We start from the raw sequence: 21,009 nt of genomic DNA on the forward strand, positions 1-21,009 counted from the left end.
TTCAGGATTAGCGGGTGGTCTTACTACCGGCGATGTGGCGGGTGCGATTACTGGCTCGCAAGCAGCGAAGAATGCAGTAGATAATAACTTTGTTATTCCTGCACCTGTTGTACCGCCAGCCGTAGGCGGCACAACTAATGATGTCAAAGCTGAAGCCGATAAGAATATTGCTAAAGGCGTTGAAGATGGTTTAAGTAGCATTGGTGATGGACTCGGTGGAATATTTGATTGTTCTTTTGGGATGAGTTGCTCAAATGATATCGATCAGGCAGGTAAAGATCCTAATGTCGGAAAAAATTTAACGTCGGAAGAGAAAGAATCACTTGGTGGCAGTGTAAGCGGTGCATCGAATGGTTTTGAGCCAGACGATGAAAATAAGTCAAAAGAACCTCAAAAAAATACGCAAGTACAAAAACTTAATCAGAAGCAAGAAAGTGCTGTCCGTAAAATTGATAATGCAATAGAAAAAGCGATGAAAGACCATGACATTATGGGAACGCTTAAAGATATGGATGGAAATCCAGTAGCTAAACCAAATGGTGGATATTGGGATCATATGCAAGAAATGAATAATACACTTAGAGGGCTGCGTAATAACGCTGAGACTCTGAAAAATATTAATAATCCTGAAGCTCAAGCCGCATATAATAGAGCTATACAGGCAATAGATAAGATAGAGTCATCTATTAAGGGCTATGGTATATGATTACGTTTAGAAAACTACTTGCAAATTCAATAGATAAAAGTGAAAAGCATACATCACCTTTAGATGATTGGTTTTATCGAGTTCTTGATATACCAATATCTAATCTATCAACTGAAGATATCTGTCGAGCAATTAGGCAAAAATTATTTTTAGAAACAATTTTGCCTAATGCACGCAATATATTAAAAAGCGCTCCACTTGCTGGTGAGTACTATGACGGTGAATTAATAGCAGCTATCGCATCACTCTCATCTACAGATATTGCTCAACACATAGAAATTATTAAAGAAATTAAAAAAATTTTAACGTCATTAGATATTTCTGAGCTATCAAAAGATTTACAGCAAGATGTTCTAAAAATAATGGGCTATTAACCATTAATGCTTAAATAATTTTACTCCTCAGCCAACCGGATAATCAACTGTCCGGCTTGGCGAGTGAGGGTAAAGTGGTTTCCTATTGTTGAGAATAACTCAATGGCACTTGGTGGAAACCTTGGGTTCTTATTTGCTGATATCCCAGATTGTGATGCGAGCTGTAAAGCAGACATAACTAAAGGCATTAATAATGGTAATTTAGTTGTGTCTGGAGCATCGATGGGCGTCGTTGCAGCTGGCTACTCATTAGTTATAGCACCAGAAATGATAGCAACTGTTCGAGCTGCTTTAACAGGCTGTCAAGCAGCACCTGTAATATGCTTAAATGAAGTGGGTATATTTACAGCAGAGGTAGTAACACCGGGAGGAACTGGTGCCGGCGGTGCATTGATTATTGGTAAAACAGCACAAGAAGTCTCGACAGTTAAACAAGTAATACAGTCAGAAGCCAAGGCTGGTAAGATTAACTTGAATCAGTTGACGAGTGCGGAGTCAACAGTAATAAACTCAGGTAAAGATATCCTTAAATTACCTAATGGAAAACAAGGGATAGTCATACAGAATGCATTAGAACCTCATGAATACCAGCAAGCATTAGATATTGTTAAATATAAGGGCGGTAATTTTAAAGGAGTTGAAAAAGAAAATTTCCAAGGAATAGATGGATGGCTAGATGGTGTTCCGGTCCAATTAAAATTAGTAGAAGGGCAGAGCATCAACGCTGTTAGGCGCAATATTGTGAGTGGTGCCAAAGATATGCAAAAAGCTGGCTATCAAGGGGATCTATATGTGGATGCATCTAAAACAGGTGTAAGCATGAAAGAAATGATTGACCACTTTAAATCTGGCTCTCCAGTTAGCAATATCACAAAAGAAGGCACGGTAAATAATATTTACATTAAAACCCAAGATGGCTGGCTTAATGTTACAAGTGGCTCAATTAGTACCAATGGAGGAAAATAATGTCTAACGAAATTTTATTTCCAATTAAAAAGCTTCCTCAATTTGAAGATATCCTCAATAGTATCGTCGATGGGTTTAATGACTTTTCTTTGTCTACAAAACAATTAACTATAGGTATATCAGCTAAAAAAGGACTAAATTTACTTGATAAGTTTATCTATATACACGACCACCAATATGATTATTTTTGTTGGATAAGTTTTAACTTTATTGAAGAAAATCTACGTGATATAGATGATATAGAGTACCCATACATGGTAAGTGTCTCCACAAGAGGTGAGAGCAACTTAAAGTTTTCAGTTTTAATTTTGTATATAATATCTAGCTCATTGAATTCAAGAGTAATTTATGATGATGCTTATTTAATCCAACCTAAAGAGCCTTATCCATCTTCTGAATTAAAACTATTTGTTGAGCGTTACATTCAAGATCTTTACTCTATTAATTAATGAGACGATCCCAGTTATCTGCTGGGATCGTCCTTAAATATCTTACTCGTTCTCAACCAGCTGGATAATCAACTGTCCGGCTTGGTGGGAGAGGTTGTAGTGACTCCCCACCTCAAATCCCATCTCTTTCAGCCACTTATCGCTTAAAGTGAGTTGTAGCTGGGGTTGGGTTTACCGTGGTTAGGGGCGTAACCCACTGTATATTGTCTGGTTTTACCCCCCCTTCTTCTTTAGTTGTCTAGCTTTTTGCCTTACAACTGCGCACTAATGCCAATCGTCGAAAAGCAAAAGGCGGCTTTGATGTCAATGTCAAAGAGCACACTCAGCTTGATGGTGCGGTGATCCTGCATCACACCCAATACCAGATAGGCTCATTGACAAGCTAATAGCTAGATACCAAGAAGTAAAAAATGATCCTAATGCAGATTTTTATCATCTAACTGAATCATTTGAAAATTTCTCTCGAGCTTATGAGGTTTAACTGTTGAGAATGACTCATTGTCTCAAGCAGGGAAAGTGGCTTGGTGGTTAGTTCGCCCAAGCACTATTGGGACTCCAGTTACGACTATGGTGTCCACTTCCCCTAAAATGAGACAGCAACCCAGAAAGCGGCAATAGTCTGTTTAATGAGTATCTTTTTATAGTGTGTTTGGCGTAAAATTACCAATATTAGAACATATTTAAACCTGAGTTAACGAAAAATGAAGCAAGAGACAATTATTCAAAAAATTTGGAGTTTATGTAACATATTGAGAGGTGATGGAATCACCTATTACCAGTATGTATCTGAACTTAGCTATCTGTTGTTTCTTAAAATCGCTCAGGAAAATGGTTCAGAAAAACTGATACCTAAAGGCTATCGATGGGTTGATCTAGAATCTCATACAGAGGAAGGATTATTAGGTTTTTACCAGGAAATGCTCACACACTTGGGTGCGCATGTTGAAAATGAAGTCATAAGAGAAATTTACGCCTTTCCTACAACAGTGTTCTCCCATTCCGAAAATTTAAAAGCTGTTGTAGAAGGTATTTCAAAAATAGAATGGCACCAAGTAGGAAAAGATGGATTTGGTGACCTCTACAGCGGCCTCATTGATAAAAGCGCTCAGGATACTCGTTCGGCGGCTGGACAATACTTTACGCCACGCTCTTTAGTTAACACAATAGTGAGATTAATACAGCCTAATCTTGGAGATTTAATTCAAGACCCCGCGACAGGAAGTGGTGGATTCTTAGTTTCTGCTGATAGCTATATTCGCACCAAGTATTCACGAGAAAAATATCAAGTTAATCCTCCTCAGTATCAAGGGGTAGAAATAGAGAAAAATACTCGCCGAATTTGCTTAATGAATATCTTTTTGCATAATTTGGATGCAAACATTATTTATGGTGATGCGCTTACTGATGATGTAACAGGATTGGACGAAGCGGATGTAATCTTGGCTAACCCTCCTTTTGGCAATAAGGCTGGAGGGCAACGTCCTTTGCGTAATGATATTCCATACCCCAATACAAATAAGCAACTCGCTTTCTTGCAGCATATTTATTTGGGGCTTAAGGCTGGCGGTCGGGCTGCTGTAGTGTTGCCAGATAACGTATTGTTTGAGTCTGGTATCGGTACGGATGTACGCCGTGACTTAATGAATAAATGTAATCTACATACTATTTTGCGCCTACCTTCCGGTATCTTTTACGCTCCGGGTGTTAAAACTAACGTATTATTCTTAACCAAAGGCTCCACCAAAGACAAACATCAGCAAGAGAACTGTACTAAGAACATCTGGGTATATGATCTTCGCACCAATATGCCTAATTTTGGTAAGCGCACGCCCTTTGGTAATTCCGAGATTGGCTTTTCACCAGAAGATTTTGGTACAGATCCGCACCTTGGCGCATTCGAGAAAGTGTTTGGTGAAAAACCTGATGGAACCAGTAAACGTACTGAAGGTGAATACAGCTTTGGTGCGCAATAGATTGAAATAGATAAAGAGGCAGTGGAAGAAAATCAGGATATTGATGAACAGCTTGCCCATTCTCGCTGGCGCTGCTTTAGCCGAGAATGGATTGCAAACACCAAAGGCGACTCACTGAATATCTCGTGGCTGAAAGACAATAACAGCATCGATACGACTGATTTGCCTGAGCCAGATGTACTGGCACGCGAAGCAAAAAGTGAATTAGAAGCCGCGTTGTGTGAACTGGACGAACTATTAGCTGTGTTGGAAGGGGTAATTAAGTGACTTCAACTAATACATGCAATTGGATAGAGTTAAGAATTGGAGATATCGCAGATGTTATTTCAGGAGGGACCCCAAAGACTAGTAATCCGGAAAACTTTAAAGAATCCGGTACAGGGATTGCTTGGCTAACACCCGCGGATCTTAGCGGTTACACTGAAAAATATATTAGTTTTGGTGCTAGAGATCTAAGTAGACAAGGGTATAACTCGTGTTCTGCAAAAATATTACCTAAAGGGAGCTTGTTGTTTAGTAGCCGAGCACCGATTGGATATGTAGCTATCGCACAACATGAGATCTCAACCAATCAAGGGTTTAAGAATTTCGTTTTTCCCTATGGAGTTAATTCAGATTATGCCTACCACTACCTTAAGAGTATCAAAGATATCGCTGAAAGCATGGGCACAGGTACAACCTTTAAGGAAATTTCAGGCGCTATTGCAAAAAGGTTACCCTTCGTACTTCCTCCTTTAGCAGAACAAAAAATCATTGCTGACAAACTCGACATACTGATTGCACAAGTTGACGCCATCAAAGCCCGCCTCGAGCGCATCCCCGAAATCCTAAAAACATTTCGCCAATTAGTCCTCACTACCGCCGTAAGTGGAAAATTAACAGAAGATTGGAGAGGATTATATAAACAAAATATTGACATGTGGCAAAATGGGATCCTCGGTGATTTTGTTGAAAATCCGACTTATGGCTCATCAACTAAGTCTCAACCCGAAGGCCTCGTACCCGTTTTAAGGATGGGTAATTTACAAGATGGTTGTCTCGATTGGACAAACTTGGCATATACTTCTGACCCAAAAGAGATTGAAAAGTATAAGCTTTCAGCTGGTGATGTACTTTTCAATCGTACAAATAGCCCAGAGTTAGTTGGTAAAACCTCAATTTTTCGAGGTGAAAGGGAAGCTATATATGCTGGCTATTTAATCAGAATTAAATGCAAAGAAAATTTAAACCCTGAGTTTTTGAATTACCTATTAAATAGTCCGGCTGCAAAGGAATATTATTATCGAGTCAAATCTGACGGCGTAAGTCAGTCAAATATCAACGCTCAAAAACTAAAAGCATATGCAATCAGAGTTCCAACAATGATAGAACAAAGCGAAATCGTCCGCCGTATCGAAGAGCTCTTCGCGTTTTCAGATATCATCAAACAAAAAGCCAATATCGCATTAGATCGAGTAAAGAACCTCACTCCATCCATTATGTCCAAAGCCTTTAGCGGAGAGTTGACTGCAGACTGGAGGACTGCCAATCCAGAGTTACTAACTGGTGATAATAGCGCCGAAGCCCTATTGAGAAAAATTAACTCAGAACGAGAGACTATCAAACAGCAGCCTAAGACAAAATTTACCACCGTAAAAAAAAATACAGGTAGCCGTATGAGCAAAAAAATAATCAAAGTAGTTGATGCGTTGAAAAAAGCCGGTAAGCCTCTTAGCGGACAGCAATTGTTAGAGGCTGCGGGCTACCCAAGCGACAGTAGCACCGATCAACTGGAATTGTTCTTTTTAGATGTTCGTAATGCTCTTATAATCGAAAAGTCTATCATAAAGCTTGAACGTGGTGACGACAGCCAAGATTGGTTCGACTTGGCTAAGCCACCAGTAAATAAAGCGGAGAATTAAGGACAGCCCATGAAAGTCGATAGATTGCATATTCGCTCACGCTTTAAAAATCTTGAAAACGTGAAAGTGGATTTTGATGAAAGTCACCTGATGACAGTGGTGGTAGGCCGTAATGGTTCTGGTAAATCAAACGTTCTTGAAGCTTTGGTAACTATATTTCGCAATCTTGATCTGGGCGAAGCACCACCTTTTTCTTACGAGCTGATTTATCGACTTGGTGAACGCCATAAGCCCAATCAGCTCAGTGAGCGATGGCTGGAAATAACCATTGATGCCGATCCAGAGCGTGGCACATTGGCAAAACAATATAAAGTATGTGTGCGCGATCTTTTAAGTGAAGACACACCAAGGGATGTGTTTAATGAACGGCCTTCAGGTATAGCCATTCCGTTTTCAAAAGTTAAGCGTGATAAAAGCGGTAAAGCACCATACCTACCTAATTATGTTTTTGCATATTACTCAGGTCCCAGTGATCGTCTTGAAGACCATTTTAAAAAACACCGTACGGATTTCTATCGTAAGTTACTAGAAGATAAATTGGATCTAAAAGGTGATATTCGGCCATTATTCTACGCTAAACCTCACCACAGCCAATTCGTATTACTTGCCTTTTTCTTATCAGAACATGACAGCGCAGAAAAAATATTTTTGCGAGAGCACTTAGGTATTGAAGGATTAGACAGTATTCATTTTGTAATGCGCCAACCTGGGTGGGCTAAACAGAAAGGAGAATTGTTTTGGGGAGCACGCGGCGTTGTTCGTCGCTTTCTGGATGAACTGATACAACACACATTATCACCGATAAAAGTGAGTCGCCCAGAAGATACCTCGTTAACCGGCAATAGTATTCGAAATGAGTTCTTCCATCTATTTTTACCTGATGTAAAAGCACTGCGTGAATTCGCCAAAGCTCTCAGTGCCGACGAATTGTTTAAAATGCTCGAAAGTACCCTACTATCAGAAATTATCTCTGAAGTCAGCATACGGGTGAAAGTATCCAGCAGCATAGAACCTCTCACTTTCCGAGAACTCAGTGAAGGTGAACAACAACTACTGACTGTATTGGGTCTGCTCAAATTTACTGGCGGTAAAGATTCCTTGTTTTTGCTCGACGAACCTGACACTCACCTTAATCCCTCTTGGGCCATTAAATATCTTAAATTTCTACGTGAATTTGTACCTAATCACGATACTAGTCACTTGCTGATGGTCACACACCATCCTTTAGCTATTGCCGAGCTGAAGAAACAGCAAGTACAAGTCATGTGGCGTGATGATGAACATAATGTCCACTCGCAAGAGCCTTACATAGATCCTCGTGGTGCAGGCTTTATGTCTACACTTACTGAAGTTTTTGGTCTAAATACAACCCTGGATCTCGAGACCCAAAAATTATTGGATGATCGGAACGAACTATCTCACATCGAAAATCGAACGAAAGCTCAGAACAACCAACTAGATCTTCTAAATGATGAGTTAAATAGACTTGGGTTTTCATTTGAAAACAGGGATCCATTATACAGTGATTTTCTCTTAGCATGGCAAGACCTAAAATACAGTGATAGACCACCATTAACGCCTGATAAAGCAGCTCAGAGACGAGCAGCTATGAAAAAAGTAATTGAGGTGCTTCAAGCTAAGAAGGTTAGCGAATGATTTTTATCAAACGAGACGCCACGCTTATTCCAGCAAAGGTATTTGACGTTGCTCAACGCGCGCAAAATGCTCTAGAACAATTACCCGTGGAACAGCGGAAAGACTTCCTCAAAAAAAAGTCTCATATATGGAGAGGCTTTTCAAAATATCTTGCTAAAATGTCTTATGGAAAGTGCTGGTACTCTGAAGCTAAAGATGCAGGTGCAAATTTCGATGTAGATCATTTCAGGCCTAAATCAGAGGCAAGAAGAACAGAAAATTTAGTCGATACAGAAGGTTATACATGGTTAGCATTTGATTGGAAAAATTTCAGACTTTCCGCTCAGAATTGTAACCGTTTGAACACGGATGAATCTGGTTACACCGTTGGCAAAGGCAGTTGGTTTCCTCTATTAGATGGTAGCCCTAAAGCAAACTGGGGGAATCGTTGTATCGATGATGAAAGAGTAACTCTGCTAGACCCCACTGTCCAAGCAGATCTCACCTATATAGATTATGACGATAACGGTAGATTTACTTCGAGCAGACACTGTGTTGGACAAGCCGCATTAAGAATTCAGCAGTCTGGTATTATTTATGGTCTTAATTTTGAGAAAATGCGTGAAGCACGATTTCAAGTGATGAAAGAAGCAAAAGAACTTCTCGAAACTATCCAGCAAAGTGTTGAAGACTTAGATCCATTGGGTGATGAAGCACCAATGAGAACAATCGAACGCCAAATAGAACAACTCAAAACTAAAACACGAGCCGATGCACCATTCAGCCGTGCAGTGAGATCACAGCTTATAAAACTTGGTGCAGAGGATTACTTAATTGACCGAAGTTTGGATACGGTTTGAGTATCTTTCTGAGCTGAGCATTTAGAGCCCTAACTGATATAGAAACTGTAATAATAGTGACATATCAGGAAGCGTAGTAGTAAAAGTGCCTAGAAGAGAGAAGCCCATTCCGTAATTATTTATATAGAAAGTATCTGATTTAGAAAATTTATGGTGACATGAATAATAGCCACTTAGGCGTAAACATGGCCAAATATCACTAAAAATTCACACTCACCACATTCCCCAAACTCCCCTCCAACTCATCTATATAATCCGCATACCACTGCATCATTTCCCTGCGTCCATCCATATACTGAGCATGGTTATACGTACCACGGATCGCGTTCTTATCGATATGCGCGAGCTGGGTTTCAATCCATGCTGAATTAAATCCTTTCTCATGCAGAATTGTGCTCATCGTGTGGCGGAAGCCATGTCCTGTTAGCCTGCCTTTATATCCCAATAACTCAATAACCTGATTTACGCTTTCCTTACTGATTGGCTTTCTATGGTCATTACGGCCTATAAAAACGAGCTCATAATGCCCTGATAGTGGCTTGAGTGAATTAAACAGCTCGATCACCTGCTTTGATAATGGCACTACATGCGGTCGCTTCATTTTCATTACTTCAGCAGGTATCTCCCAAATTCCTTTTTCTAAATCAAGATCCTGCCAACGAGCAAAACGGAGCTCTTGTGTTCTAACCGCTGTTAGCAAAATAATTTTAGTCGCTGTTTTGGTTATCACACTGCCCGTATAACCTGCTAAATCTTTTAGAAAATAAGGCAGCTCTTCAGCAGTTAAAAACGGAAAGTGTTGTTTCTTCGGAGGAGTTAATGCAGATGCAAGATCGGGGGCGGGGTTATATTCCGCTCGACCGGTAATAATTGCATAGCGAAAGACCTCACCGCAGCGCTGGCGGACTTTACGCATCTTCTCTAAGGCTCCGCGCTTCTCCATCTTACGCAAGGTTTCAAGTAGTTCTAAGGGCTTAATCTCTGCTATCGGACGCTTACCAATATAAGAAAAGATATCCTTTTCAAAGGTATCAATAATTTCATCACGATAACGTAGTGACCAGCGATCCGCTTTAGAGGCATGCCATTCACGAGCGACTGCTTCAAAGGTACTTTCTGAAGCTAAGTGCTTTTCTAATCGCGCTAATTGCTTTTGTTCACTTGGATCTTTATTTTGAGCTAACAATTTCTTCGCATCATCACGTTGGTTTCTTGCTTCAGCTAATGTCACTTGAGGGTAGACACCAATGGAAAGCATTTTTTCTTTGCCTGCAAAGCGATACTTCATTCTCCAATATTTAGAACCATTGCGATTAACGATCAGATATAACCCACCTGAATCAGAAAGTTTGTAGGGCTTATCTAGCGGCTTTGCCGTTTTAATTTTTATATCACTCAGAGCCATAACAAAACCTCCGTAAGCCCTATCTGTTACAAAGAAAATGAGAATTTGGGGGTGCAAGATATACCATACCTAAATGCACCCCCGATTAACACCCCCAACTGGGGGTTGATGTGGAGTAACTCCAGTTGAACTGAGTTGACTATAAATTGCTTTTATATATTGAATTTAAAGGATTTAATTGACTTCAGTGGAGGTGCATTGAACTTGAGTGGCGGAAGATCACAGGAGTCGAACCTGCCCGGGACTGCTGGCAGCCCCAACTGGATTTGAAATCCAGCCGCCTCACCGGAGACGACGATCTTCCTCTATAGATTGGAAAGTGATTATAGACTGAATTCATTATTTTCCAAAGCATTGAAACTACAACTATTGCCTTTATTGATAAAAACCAACAAAAACCCCATTTATTGATAAGCGTTAATAAGAAAAAACGTTAGATTGATATTGAGGTTTGTACATCTGCCCCCATATACTTTCTTATATTCGCAATGGCGTGCTGGTTCTATCACCCATAACATTTATCCTATTTGGGTATAAGTTCGCCATTTAACTTTTATTGTCAACACAGTAAGCCTTGGCCTACGAGCACAAGCCTGCAATCACAGGATGTTTTATGACAAATTCATTATTAGCCGATTCCGCACTACCCCGTTTTTCTACTATAGAGCCTGCGGATATTTTTCCCGCGGTCCAACACGTACTCAATGAATATCGCCAAACAGTAGAAAACCTGTTGAGTGCAACAGATCAATACACTTGGGACAACCTGTGCCAACCTTTAGAAGAAGCCAGTGATAAGCTGTCTCGTGTTTGGTCGCCAGTGAGTCATTTACACTCCGTGAAAAACAGCCCAGAACTGCGCGAAGAGTATGAAAAATGTTTACCATTACTGTCTGAATTCAGTACCTGGATGGGGCAGCATGAGCCTTTGTATCAAGCATATAAATCATTAAAAGAAGGGGCTGAATTTAATTCCCTTAGCCAAGCTCAACGTAAGTCTATCGAAAATACCTTACGCGATTTTGAGTTATCCGGCATTGGCTTACCTGCTGAAAAACAGCAACGTTATGGTGAAATTGTGGCACGTTTGTCGGAGATAGCGTCTAAATTTAGCAATAACGTGCTTGATGCAACTATGGGTTGGACCAAACTGATTAAAGATGAAAAAGAATTAGCGGGTATGCCAGAAAGCGCTATTGCTGCAGCAAAAGCCATGGCTGAATCAAAAGGTGAAGAAGGCTACTTACTCACTCTCGATATGCCAAGCTATTTACCTGTTATGACCTATGCTGATAACGCAGAATTACGTCGTGAGATGAGCCATGCATATAGCACCCGTGCGTCTGACCAAGGCCCAAATGCGGGTAAATGGGATAACAGCGAATTAATCGATGAACTGATGGCTTTACGCCACGAGCTAGCGCAATTATTAGGTTTTAAAAACTACGCAGAAAAATCCCTAGCGACCAAAATGGCCGAATCGCCAGAACAAGTGCTGAATTTCCTCAATGATTTAGCTGACCGTGCTCATCAGCAAGGGGAAAATGAACTGGCTGAACTGACGGCTTTTGCTAAAGAACATTATGGTGTCGATACGCTTGAATCTTGGGATTTAGCCTATTACAGCGAAAAACAAAAACAGCATAAATTCTCATTAAATGATGAACAATTGCGCCCATATTTCCCTGAACAACGCGTCCTGAATGGCTTGTTCGAAGTTGTTCATCGCATTTATGGTTTAACTGCCAAAGAACGCAATGATGTAGAAACATGGCATAAAGATGTGCGTTTCTTTGAACTCTATGATGAAACCAATACCTTACGCGGCAGCTTCTACCTAGACCTCTATGCTCGCGAACATAAACGCGGTGGAGCTTGGATGGACGATTGTGTTGGCCGTATGGTGCATAAAGACGGCTCATTACAAAATCCTGTAGCCTATTTAACCTGTAACTTCAATAAACCACTTGGCGATAAACCCGCACTGTTTACTCATAATGAAGTCACTACCTTATTCCACGAATTTGGTCACGGCTTACATCATATGTTAACGCAAATTGATGTTGCAGATGTCGCAGGGATTAACGGTGTACCATGGGATGCTGTCGAGTTACCAAGTCAGTTTATGGAAAACTGGTGCTGGGAGCCTGAAGCCCTCGAATTTATTTCCGGCCATTATGAGACAGGCGAGCCATTACCAACAGAAATGCTCAATAGTATGTTAGCGGCGAAGAACTACCAATCAGCTATGTTTGTTCTACGCCAGTTAGAGTTTGGCCTGTTTGATTTCACCTTACATGCTGAGTATGACCCAGCCAAAGGTGCGCAAGTCATGCCAACGCTATATGCGATTAAAGATAAAGTCGCTGTGGTTCCTTCACCAAAATGGTCGCGCTTTCCACATGCTTTTAGCCATATTTTCGCAGGTGGCTATGCAGCTGGCTATTACAGCTACTTATGGGCAGATGTGCTTGCGGCAGATGCATACTCACGTTTCAGTGAAGAAGGCATCTTTAACCGTCAAACAGGTCAGTCTTTCCTCGACAATATCTTAAGTCGTGGTGGCTCAGAAGAGCCAATGGCGCTGTTTGAACGCTTCCGTGGTCGCAAACCAGAATTAGATGCCATGTTGAAGAGCTATGGTATTCATGGCTAATCGTATTGAGATCCAATTGATCTGCGAAGAGGGTGCCGATCCCGGCACTCTTTCTCAACTTTCTGAAAAATGGCAACTTTCTCATACCCCTGATGCCATTATGGCGGTTGTACTTACGCCTGAAAACTTACAACTGCGCAAACTAGATGAGCCTAAATTAGGTGGGATTTTTGTTGATTTCGTCTCTGGGGCGATGGCCCATCGTCGCAAATTTGGTGGAGGTCGCGGTGAAGCTGTTGCCAAAGCCGTCGGGATCAAAAAAGATTATCTTCCCGATGTCATTGATGCCACTGCTGGCCTAGGGCGTGATGCCTTTGTTCTAGCCGCTCTCGGTTGCCATGTCCGTATGTTGGAGCGCCACCCTGTGGTTGCTGCTCTATTGGATGATGGTTTACAACGAGGCTACCAAGATGCAGAAATTGGCCCATGGTTACAAGAGCGAATGTCATTGATTCATGCATCCAGTATTACAGCACTGAGTGAGATAACCCATGCCCCTGATGTTATCTATCTTGATCCGATGTACCCTCATCGGCAAAAAAGTGCTTTAGTGAAGAAAGAAATGCGAGTATTTCAGTCATTAGTGGGAGCAGATGATGATGCAGATTCATTATTAGCCCCTGCGATTGCTTTGGCTAAACGTAGAGTGGTTGTTAAGCGCCCTGACTACGCGGAGCCCCTTGCGGGACAAAAAGCGCCATCAGCAGTTACCACTAAAAACCATCGGTTTGATATCTATCCATGCATTAAAAATAGCGAATAAACGTAACGGCGAAGGGCGTATGTACAGGTGAATTTATCAGTATGATACAGCCGCCCTTTCGCGTACGTTTTGAGGTCAGAAGATTACAACACACCCTGCCCAAGCATTGCATCTGCGACTTTTACGAAGCCCGCGATGTTAGCGCCTTGAACATAGTTAGTTTGTTTCTCTTCACCACCGAACTCCACACAGTGCTGGTGAATATCCAACATGATGTGATGCAGACGGGCGTCAACTTTCTCTGCTTTCCAACCTAGACGAGCCGCATTTTGAGCCATCTCAAGACCTGAGGTTGCCACACCACCTGCGTTAGCCGCTTTACCTGGCGCAAACAGCACTCCTGCTTCAAGGAACAGCTCAGTTGCAGGAATAGTCGTTGGCATATTAGCCCCTTCAGCGACCGCTTTAACGCCATTTTTGATTAACACTTTTGCTGCATCAACATCCAGCTCATTTTGTGTTGCACATGGCAGAGCGATATCGACAGGAACATTCCATGGTTGCTGACCCGCTAAGTAAGTTAAGCCAAACTCTTTTGCATATTCTTCAATACGACCATAGTTGTTTTTGATTTCTTCCAAACGTGCGAGTTTTTCTGTTGTAAAGCCGTCTTCATCAACTACAGTACCGCTTGAATCGGAAGCTGTAACCACTTTGGCACCTAGCTCCATGCATTTTTCAATGGTGTACTGCGCAACGTTACCAGAACCAGAAACCGCGACACGCATCCCTTCAAAGCCTAGGCCATGACGTTTTAGCATCGCATTTGTGAAGTAAACCAAACCGTAACCAGTTGCTTCAGGGCGAATTAAACTACCACCAAAAGATAAGCCTTTACCGGTAAATACACAAGAAGTGTCATTAGACAGCTTTTTCATCATACCTGTCATAAAGCCCACTTCACGGCCACCAACACCAATATCTCCTGCTGGGACGTCAGTATTTGAACCAATATGGCGATAGAGTTCTGTCATCAATGCTTGGCAGAAACGCATCACTTCACCATGACTTTTACCTTTAGGATCAAAGTCAGAACCACCTTTACCACCACCCATAGGCAATGTGGTCAAAGCATTTTTCAGTGTTTGTTCGAAGCCTAAGAATTTCAGGATAGATAAATTCACAGATGGGTGAAAACGCATACCACCTTTGAATGGGCCGATTGCAGAGCTAAATTGCACACGCCATGCACGGTTAACTTGAACTTTACCTTGGTCATCTACCCAACACACTCGAAATTGAATTACACGCTCAGGTTCAACAAAACGTTCAAGTAATGCTTGGTCACGATACTTAGCATTTTGCTCTAAAAACGGCCAAAGGGAAGTGAATACTTCACGCACGGCTTGTAGAAATTCAGGTTGAGAAGGGTCTCTTTTTTGGACAGACTCCAAGAACGAAGATAGTGATTGTGTCATCTATGTCTTCCTTTTTAACATGTAGTTGTTGTGATGTGCCTCACTCTTTCTTATCATTATTTTTAGGAAATGTGAGGTTGATTTGTGTTTGCCTATTGAATATATCATTAGTTTGTATTCTAAATTCAAGGTTTTTTTTCACTCTATAGCAAAATAAATTGCTTGACCTGCCAATAACTCCCTCAAAATACATATTTTGAAACAAAAAAAACGCCTGCATAAGCAAGCGTTTTCAGTGAATAATATTTCAAATTAAGTGATATGGATTATTCTTCATCGTCATTTAGTGGCACAATCAACATATCCACATGAACAGTATTGATTAACTGGCGAGCAGATGACATCAGCTTGCTCCAGAAATCTTGGTGATGCCCACAGACCACTAAATCCATATTGTATTTCTTAATCGCGTCCACAAGTACTTGGCCTAGGTCGCCACTACCACTGAGCGTTTCTTGGATTTCATAACCTGCGCCCGCAGACAAATCCTTCAGAGCATTACGTGTTTCATCAGTAATACGTTGCTGCATGTCACCAAGATTGACATCAATAAGACCGGTATAGAGGTCTGAATAGTTAACATCAACATGGATCATAGATACTTTGGCCCCGTAAGGTTTTGCCATAGAGACAGCCTTATCCAGTAATACTTTACTTTCAGGTGATAAATCTACCGCAACGAGAATATGTTTGTAAGCCATAAGTAAACTCCTTCCGAATGCTGATTATCTGGTGGTTATGCCTTCACCACATCTTTATGAATACTATACCTGCTAATTGTGATTATTAAGTGTTGCTTTGATCACATCTAAGCAGATTAACCTTAAAATCATCACTTCATATAACATTTTATAAAACAATAACATCATTCATTCAATATTAATATATTGCCCTAAAAAATTCGAGTTATGGCGACTCTTTAGTTTAGAAATGCAACAAAGTTGCACAGCAAACTGTGATAATAAAGTTCAGTAACTCAGATTTATTTTCTTCAATAGAAACAAGAGGTCATCACAAATTTGCGCTAACTGCACTTTTTTTAAACAGTAATTTATCCTACAATAAAATAACTGAGTATAAGTACAATTTTTCTGCTGTATTTCCTTTGCGACAATTGCTGTGAGCTTGAGCTAGGTTCTAAGGAGAGGATTATGTTCAGTATGATTGCATTGTTTTGGGCATTATGCATTTTGTGCATCTTAAATATGATGCGGTACTTTTCTTCCGTTCGTGTTTTATTGTCTATTCTAAGGGATTCAGATCCCCTGCTTTATCAATCCGTTGATGGTAATGGTTTTTTTACTACACACGGCCAACTGAACAAACAACTGCGGTTAGTTCGATACATAAATAATAAACAATATCTGGAACATTACGACCCAGAAGTTATTTTGCGTTGTGAGCGGATCCGTAAGCAATTCATGATGATAAGCAGACTCAGTATTCTTGTTGTCGTGAGCTTAGCCTATTTATTGATAACCGGTTAATTGTGATTAGTAACTTGCTAGCGAGAAAATAGTGATGACCTTCCGATCATCACTATTTTATATATGTAGATTACTGTGTTCATGTAACTGTTAAAGGCTCCATACTCATGTATGAAGCCAAAATTAGTGCGACTAGATAAACAACAGCGATAGCCAGTACAAACCGCCCGATAACACAATGGACACCGGTAAAGTCAATAACCATGCTAATGCAATGCTTTTAATGGTTTTTGTTTGTACACCACCACCATCGACAACCATCGTCCCCGCAACCGCAGAAGATAAAACCTGCGTTGTTGAAACTGGCATACCAGTATAACTTGCCACGCCGATAGAAACTGCTGCAGTCACCTGGGCAGATACACCTTGCGCATAAGTCATGCCTTTCTTACCAATTTTCTCACCAATGGTCACAGCAACACGCTGCCAACCAAACATGGTGCCTAATGATAATGCTAAAGCAACCGCAATAATGATCCACAGTGGCGCATATTCAACGGTATACAGTAAATCATTACTGAGCTTTTTCAGTAAGCTGGCATCTTTCGAACTGGTTTCTGGCAATTTCGCAACCGCATTCGCAGTATCAGAGATACACATCAGCAAACGGCGTGCGTGGTTACGTTGGTCTGGCGTCAGCTCTTCATAGCTTTGAATGCCATCAAGCATCTTTTGCGCTTGATTTAAAATAGCGCTAGTACGCGTGCTATCACAATGGAATTCACCGCCAGGCTCATCACTACTTTCTGCAACGGCCGGGGCATTTTCTATTGCATGGTTTAACGCTGGTTTATGTGTTTCATAGTATTGTTGCAGGTGGACAACCGCATCATGTGTTTTTGCGATGTCATAACCGTTAGAATTCATATTCATAACGAAACCTGCTGGAGCAACACCAATTAACACCAGCATGATAAGACCGATGCCTTTCTGGCCATCGTTCGCACCATGGGAGAAACTCACCCCAACTGCTGACAAAATCAATGCAGTACGGGTCCAGAATGGTGGCTTACGCTTACCATCTTTTTTCTCACGTTCCGCTGGTGTTAAGTGAATACGACGACGTTTCTTTGTGCCACTCCAATAACGGCGCAAAAAGAAAATCATCAAACCGGCAATCACGAAACCGATAGCGGGAGACAAAATTAATGACATGAAAATACTGATCATTTTCGGTATATTCAAGGCATCAACAACAGACGAATCAGTCACAATCGCGTTGGTTAAACCCACCCCGATTATTGCCCCGATCAGTGTGTGTGAACTGGAAGCTGGGATACCGAAGTACCAAGTTCCAAGGTTCCAAATAATTGCAGCCAAGAGCAATGAAAAAACCATTGCAAGGCCGTGAGCTGAGCTCACATTAAGCAAGAGGTCTGTTGGTAAGAGATGGACAATGGCATATGCAACGCTCAACCCTCCCAGCAAGACACCAAAAAAGTTAAAAACCCCTGCCATGACAACTGCGAACTGAGCCCGCATTGCTCTGGTATAAATAACCGTTGCTACCGCGTTAGCGGTGTCATGGAAGCCATTTATAGCCTCATAGATCAGCACAAATAACAGTGCCAGAACTAATAATAGACCTGTATGAAATTCTAAACCTGTAAAAAGATGTAGCATAGACGTTAAGCCATTATATGTTGGACATGAACGCGGCGCATTATCAGTGACAAACGCTGGCGGTGGAAGCAAAATCTAACCTTTTTTTGATTTAACTACCCATCAAAAAAGCACCTCATAGCAATTACCCCATATTTTTCAATACATTAAAGCAATCAAACTTATTCTGAATTTTTGAAACTTTTTAACGATATTTCCAGAAAATAATCGTTGTTTGCTTTTTTTAGACGAATTTTTCTAATTATAATACGTCCTGTATAGTTTTCATCAGTTCTTCCTCAAAGCTTTACATTACAATCCCGGTGAGATGACGTAAAATATCCCGGTTATCAATGTAATTACGCTTAAAATCAAACATATATAGAGACACTTATTGTGAAAAATTTCGACGTTATTATTTTAGGTGCTGGTGCAGCGGGTTTATTCTGTGCCTCACACTCTGGCAAACGCGGTTTGAAGACGCTAGTGGTTGATAACGGGAAAAAATTAGGCAGAAAAATATTGATGTCCGGTGGCGGGCGCTGCAATTTCACTAATATGTATGCAGAACACAGCAATTACATTTCAACAAACCCACACTTTTGTAAGTCAGCACTTGCTCGCTATACACAGTGGGATTTTATTGCCTTAGTGGCCAAATATAATATTCCCTATCATGAAAAAACCTTAGGGCAGCTTTTTTGTGATAATAGTGCACAAGATATCGTCAATATGCTGCAAAGTGAGTGTAATCTACCGAATATCACTATCAAGTTACGCAGTGAGGTGACTGCCGTTGACAAAGCAGATGATGGTTTTTTAGTCACGATCAACGGCTCTCAAGTAAGTACCCTCTCACTTGTCATTGCAACAGGCGGCCTATCTATGCCAGGTTTAGGTGCGACCCCTTTTGGCTATCGTCTTGCGGAACAGTTTGGGCATACTATTATTCCAACACGAGCAGCACTGGTGCCCTTCACCTTACATAAACCCCTTTTAGAAACCTTACAGGTACTTTCAGGTATCTCTGTCCCTGCAACGGTAACAGCGGCAAGCGGCACCGTATTTAAAGAAAATATTTTATTTACCCATCGAGGGCTTTCTGGTCCAGCTATTTTACAAATATCCAGCTACTGGAACCCTGGCGAGTACGTGAGTATTAACTTACTTCCAGATATCTCCATCAATGATTTTATCGTTTCAGAGAGACAACAGCACCCAAATCAATCATTGAAAAATACCTTAGCTAAATTATTACCAAAACGGCTAATTGAGGTATTACAAGCCCAAGGACAAATCCCTGAGTGTGCTCTAAAACAGCTTAATCATCCTCAAATTGAAGCGTTACACACCACCTTACACCAATGGCGGGTGCAACCTAATGGAACGGAAGGTTACCGTACCGCCGAAGTGACATTGGGTGGCGTTGATACTCACGAAATATCATCTAAAACCATGCAATCACTTAAAGTACCAGACCTGTATTTTATTGGTGAAGTGATGGATGTGACCGGCTGGCTCGGAGGTTACAATTTCCAATGGGCATGGAGCTCCGCGGCTGCATGCGCGGAAAGCTTACCTCTCCCTTTTGTAAAAAACGACTAAAAAGCACTCGGCCTTAACCAGACTCTTAACAGGATTGCTCTGTTAAAGTTATCGGCCTTTATTTATGACCAAATAATCTTAATCCATTGAAAAATAATGGTTAATATTTAATTTCATATAAATCATATAATTGCAGTTTTAATTATAAGATATATTATTTTGGTTAAAAATAATGCTTTACAAACGATAGTGATAACTATTATCATTATCATCACTTCCTTAACAGGGTTACTTAGTCACCCTTTGCAGGGAGTACGACATTGCTCACATTGCTTCCAGTGTTTACTTTAGCCAGCCTTGCGCTGGCTATTTTTTTATTCACACCACATTCTCTGCAATCACCTTGTATCTTATTCAAATTTTTTGGATCCTATGGTTAATGGGAGCTACTTTTCTCTGTGTATAAATTGGTTAAACTGTCATCAATACATTTAGAGCGAGTTCAACCAAGGTTGAAATCCGTACAGGAGAGAACACGATGATCTATTTACGCAAAGCGAACGAACGTGGTCATGCAAACCATGGATGGCTCGACAGTTGGCATACTTTTTCATTCTCTAGCTACTATGATGAGCAATTTATGGGCTTTTCTGCGCTGAGAGTGATTAACGAAGACTTTATTGCTTCTGGCCAAGGGTTTGGAACACATCCCCATAAAGATATGGAAATATTAACCTACGTGCTCAATGGTACTGTGGAACATAAAGACAGCATGGGCAATATGGAGCAAATCCCTGCGGGTGAATTTCAAATAATGAGTGCGGGTACGGGTATTCGTCACTCTGAGTACAACCCAAGTAATGAAGAAGAGCTACATCTGTACCAAATTTGGATCATTCCTGAAAGAACAGGCATTGAGCCACGTTATGAGCAAAAACGATTCGACTCCAAAGACGGCAAGCAATTGGTGCTATCACCGGATGCACGTGATGGCTCATTAAAAATTTATCAAGATATGGAACTGTGGCGCTGGGCATTACCTGCTAATGAAACACACACCCATGCTATCGCTGATAAACGTGTCGTGTGGATCCAGATCGTTAAAGGGAATGTTGAAGTGAATGGCCAAAAAGCAACCACCAGCGATGGTTTAGCCATTTGGCAAGAAACAGCGCTCACCATCAAAGCAAGTGAAGATAGTGAAATCCTGTTGTTTGACTTACCATCAGCAGAATAATCATTTTCACAACAAAAAAGGCTCTACTTTGG

19 protein-coding genes and 1 tRNA gene are annotated in these 21,009 nt (G+C 41.0%); 14 read left to right on the plus strand and 6 right to left on the minus strand.

Annotated elements, in window-relative coordinates:
* The 4 genes from PSE83_RS18950 to PSE83_RS18965 all read left to right on the plus strand — a co-directional run.
* The coding region (locus PSE83_RS18950) for a VENN motif pre-toxin domain-containing protein (protein ID WP_272661026.1) at nt 1–706 on the plus strand (706 nt) is incomplete at its 5' end.
* The gene (locus tag PSE83_RS18955; RefSeq protein ID WP_272661027.1) at nt 703–1,080 is read left to right on the plus strand and encodes a contact-dependent growth inhibition system immunity protein; all 378 of its coding nucleotides are present in this window, start codon (nt 703–705) and stop codon (nt 1,078–1,080) included. The genes PSE83_RS18950 and PSE83_RS18955, both read left to right, overlap by 4 nt.
* A gap of 102 nt (nt 1,081–1,182) precedes the next feature.
* Nucleotides 1,183–2,046, plus strand: a complete 864-nt coding sequence (locus PSE83_RS18960; protein ID WP_272661028.1) for a hypothetical protein — start codon at nt 1,183–1,185, stop codon at nt 2,044–2,046.
* Entirely contained in the window at nt 2,046–2,495 is a 450-nt protein-coding gene (locus PSE83_RS18965; RefSeq protein ID WP_272661029.1) for a hypothetical protein, read from the plus strand. Before PSE83_RS18960 ends, PSE83_RS18965 begins: the two co-directional genes overlap by 1 nt.
* Before the next feature lie 42 nt (nt 2,496–2,537).
* Here the strand turns inward: PSE83_RS18965 and PSE83_RS20440 are convergent, their stop codons facing one another.
* Nucleotides 2,538–2,618, minus strand: coding sequence for a hypothetical protein (locus PSE83_RS20440; protein ID WP_336431864.1), 81 nt, complete (start codon nt 2,616–2,618; stop codon nt 2,538–2,540).
* Between the two features lie 578 nt (nt 2,619–3,196).
* Here PSE83_RS20440 and PSE83_RS18970 point away from each other — a divergent pair.
* From PSE83_RS18970 to PSE83_RS18985, 5 genes are read left to right on the plus strand one after another with little or no spacing between them, the layout of a single operon-like run.
* Nucleotides 3,197–4,468 carry a class I SAM-dependent DNA methyltransferase gene (locus tag PSE83_RS18970; RefSeq protein ID WP_336298223.1) on the plus strand — a complete coding sequence of 424 codons (1,272 nt, stop codon included), beginning with the start codon at nt 3,197–3,199 and terminating at the stop codon, nt 4,466–4,468.
* Between the two features lie 21 nt (nt 4,469–4,489).
* Nucleotides 4,490–4,735, plus strand: coding sequence for a hypothetical protein (locus PSE83_RS20385; RefSeq protein WP_336298224.1), 246 nt, complete (start codon nt 4,490–4,492; stop codon nt 4,733–4,735).
* Nucleotides 4,732–6,369: a restriction endonuclease subunit S gene (locus tag PSE83_RS18975; RefSeq protein WP_172766716.1), complete on the plus strand. Its 1,638-nt coding sequence runs from the start codon at nt 4,732–4,734 to the stop codon at nt 6,367–6,369. The genes PSE83_RS20385 and PSE83_RS18975 overlap by 4 nt, the downstream gene beginning before the upstream one ends.
* Nucleotides 6,370–6,378: 9 nt before the next feature.
* Nucleotides 6,379–8,025, plus strand: a complete 1,647-nt coding sequence (locus PSE83_RS18980) for an AAA family ATPase (protein WP_272661030.1) — start codon at nt 6,379–6,381, stop codon at nt 8,023–8,025.
* Entirely contained in the window at nt 8,022–8,864 is an 843-nt protein-coding gene (locus PSE83_RS18985; protein WP_172766714.1) for a hypothetical protein, read from the plus strand. Before PSE83_RS18980 ends, PSE83_RS18985 begins: the two co-directional genes overlap by 4 nt.
* Nucleotides 8,865–9,063: 199 nt before the next feature.
* On the opposite strand, the gene PSE83_RS18990 is transcribed toward PSE83_RS18985, so the two are convergent.
* Entirely contained in the window at nt 9,064–10,269 is a 1,206-nt protein-coding gene (locus PSE83_RS18990) for a tyrosine-type recombinase/integrase (RefSeq protein ID WP_172766713.1), read from the minus strand.
* A gap of 209 nt (nt 10,270–10,478) precedes the next feature.
* Nucleotides 10,479–10,573, minus strand: a tRNA-Sec gene (locus PSE83_RS18995).
* A 309-nt stretch (nt 10,574–10,882) separates the two neighbouring features.
* Between PSE83_RS18995 and prlC the strand changes: the two genes are divergently transcribed.
* On the plus strand, nt 10,883–12,925 hold the full coding sequence (gene prlC, locus PSE83_RS19000) for an oligopeptidase A (RefSeq protein ID WP_004263141.1): 2,043 nt from the start codon (nt 10,883–10,885) through the stop codon (nt 12,923–12,925).
* Entirely contained in the window at nt 12,918–13,688 is a 771-nt protein-coding gene (rsmJ, locus tag PSE83_RS19005; protein ID WP_094962881.1) for a 16S rRNA (guanine(1516)-N(2))-methyltransferase RsmJ, read from the plus strand. The genes prlC and rsmJ overlap by 8 nt, the downstream gene beginning before the upstream one ends.
* 83 nt (nt 13,689–13,771) lie before the next feature.
* On the opposite strand, the gene gdhA is transcribed toward rsmJ, so the two are convergent.
* Both gdhA and uspA read right to left on the minus strand, forming a co-directional pair.
* On the minus strand, nt 13,772–15,106 hold the full coding sequence (gene gdhA, locus PSE83_RS19010) for an NADP-specific glutamate dehydrogenase (RefSeq protein WP_004263145.1): 1,335 nt from the start codon (nt 15,104–15,106) through the stop codon (nt 13,772–13,774).
* Nucleotides 15,107–15,372: 266 nt separating this feature from the next.
* On the minus strand, nt 15,373–15,807 hold the full coding sequence (gene uspA, locus PSE83_RS19015) for a universal stress protein UspA (RefSeq protein ID WP_004263149.1): 435 nt from the start codon (nt 15,805–15,807) through the stop codon (nt 15,373–15,375).
* A 450-nt stretch (nt 15,808–16,257) separates the two neighbouring features.
* On the opposite strand from uspA, the gene uspB reads away from it, so the two are divergent.
* A complete protein-coding gene (gene uspB, locus PSE83_RS19020; RefSeq protein ID WP_004263154.1) occupies nt 16,258–16,593 on the plus strand; it encodes a universal stress protein UspB in 336 nt (111 codons plus the stop codon).
* Between the two features lie 132 nt (nt 16,594–16,725).
* On the opposite strand, the gene pitA is transcribed toward uspB, so the two are convergent.
* Nucleotides 16,726–18,216: an inorganic phosphate transporter PitA gene (gene pitA, locus PSE83_RS19025; RefSeq protein WP_004263157.1), complete on the minus strand. Its 1,491-nt coding sequence runs from the start codon at nt 18,214–18,216 to the stop codon at nt 16,726–16,728.
* Between the two features lie 375 nt (nt 18,217–18,591).
* On the opposite strand from pitA, the gene PSE83_RS19030 reads away from it, so the two are divergent.
* Complete coding sequence (locus PSE83_RS19030) at nt 18,592–19,800, plus strand: NAD(P)/FAD-dependent oxidoreductase (protein ID WP_004263160.1); 1,209 nt, start codon at nt 18,592–18,594, stop codon at nt 19,798–19,800.
* Between the two features lie 478 nt (nt 19,801–20,278).
* The gene (locus tag PSE83_RS19035; RefSeq protein WP_165880629.1) at nt 20,279–20,977 is read left to right on the plus strand and encodes a pirin family protein; all 699 of its coding nucleotides are present in this window, start codon (nt 20,279–20,281) and stop codon (nt 20,975–20,977) included.
* Nucleotides 20,978–21,009: the final 32 nt, after the last annotated feature.

Origin of the sequence: Providencia sp. PROV150, assembly GCF_028481025.1 — a bacterium.
In the GTDB taxonomy this organism is placed as follows: Bacteria; Pseudomonadota; Gammaproteobacteria; order Enterobacterales; family Enterobacteriaceae; genus Providencia; species Providencia hangzhouensis.

Excerpts from the sequence above, each read along its gene's own strand:
- pitA (WP_004263157.1), bottom strand. The coding sequence starts at position 18,216 with ATGCTACATCTTTTTACAGGTTTAGAATTTCATACAGGTCTATTATTA.
- PSE83_RS18985 (WP_172766714.1), top strand. The coding sequence starts at position 8,022 with ATGATTTTTATCAAACGAGACGCCACGCTTATTCCAGCAAAGGTATTT.
- prlC (WP_004263141.1), top strand. The coding sequence starts at position 10,883 with ATGACAAATTCATTATTAGCCGATTCCGCACTACCCCGTTTTTCTACT.
- PSE83_RS18980 (WP_272661030.1), top strand. The coding sequence starts at position 6,379 with ATGAAAGTCGATAGATTGCATATTCGCTCACGCTTTAAAAATCTTGAA.
- PSE83_RS20440 (WP_336431864.1), bottom strand. The coding sequence starts at position 2,618 with ATGGGATTTGAGGTGGGGAGTCACTACAACCTCTCCCACCAAGCCGGA.
- uspA (WP_004263149.1), bottom strand. The coding sequence starts at position 15,807 with ATGGCTTACAAACATATTCTCGTTGCGGTAGATTTATCACCTGAAAGT.
- gdhA (WP_004263145.1), bottom strand. The coding sequence starts at position 15,106 with ATGACACAATCACTATCTTCGTTCTTGGAGTCTGTCCAAAAAAGAGAC.
- rsmJ (WP_094962881.1), top strand. The coding sequence starts at position 12,918 with ATGGCTAATCGTATTGAGATCCAATTGATCTGCGAAGAGGGTGCCGAT.
- PSE83_RS18960 (WP_272661028.1), top strand. The coding sequence starts at position 1,183 with ATGGCACTTGGTGGAAACCTTGGGTTCTTATTTGCTGATATCCCAGAT.
- PSE83_RS18990 (WP_172766713.1), bottom strand. The coding sequence starts at position 10,269 with ATGGCTCTGAGTGATATAAAAATTAAAACGGCAAAGCCGCTAGATAAG.
- PSE83_RS18970 (WP_336298223.1), top strand. The coding sequence starts at position 3,197 with ATGAAGCAAGAGACAATTATTCAAAAAATTTGGAGTTTATGTAACATA.
- PSE83_RS19035 (WP_165880629.1), top strand. The coding sequence starts at position 20,279 with ATGATCTATTTACGCAAAGCGAACGAACGTGGTCATGCAAACCATGGA.
- PSE83_RS18965 (WP_272661029.1), top strand. The coding sequence starts at position 2,046 with ATGTCTAACGAAATTTTATTTCCAATTAAAAAGCTTCCTCAATTTGAA.
- uspB (WP_004263154.1), top strand. The coding sequence starts at position 16,258 with ATGTTCAGTATGATTGCATTGTTTTGGGCATTATGCATTTTGTGCATC.
- PSE83_RS18955 (WP_272661027.1), top strand. The coding sequence starts at position 703 with ATGATTACGTTTAGAAAACTACTTGCAAATTCAATAGATAAAAGTGAA.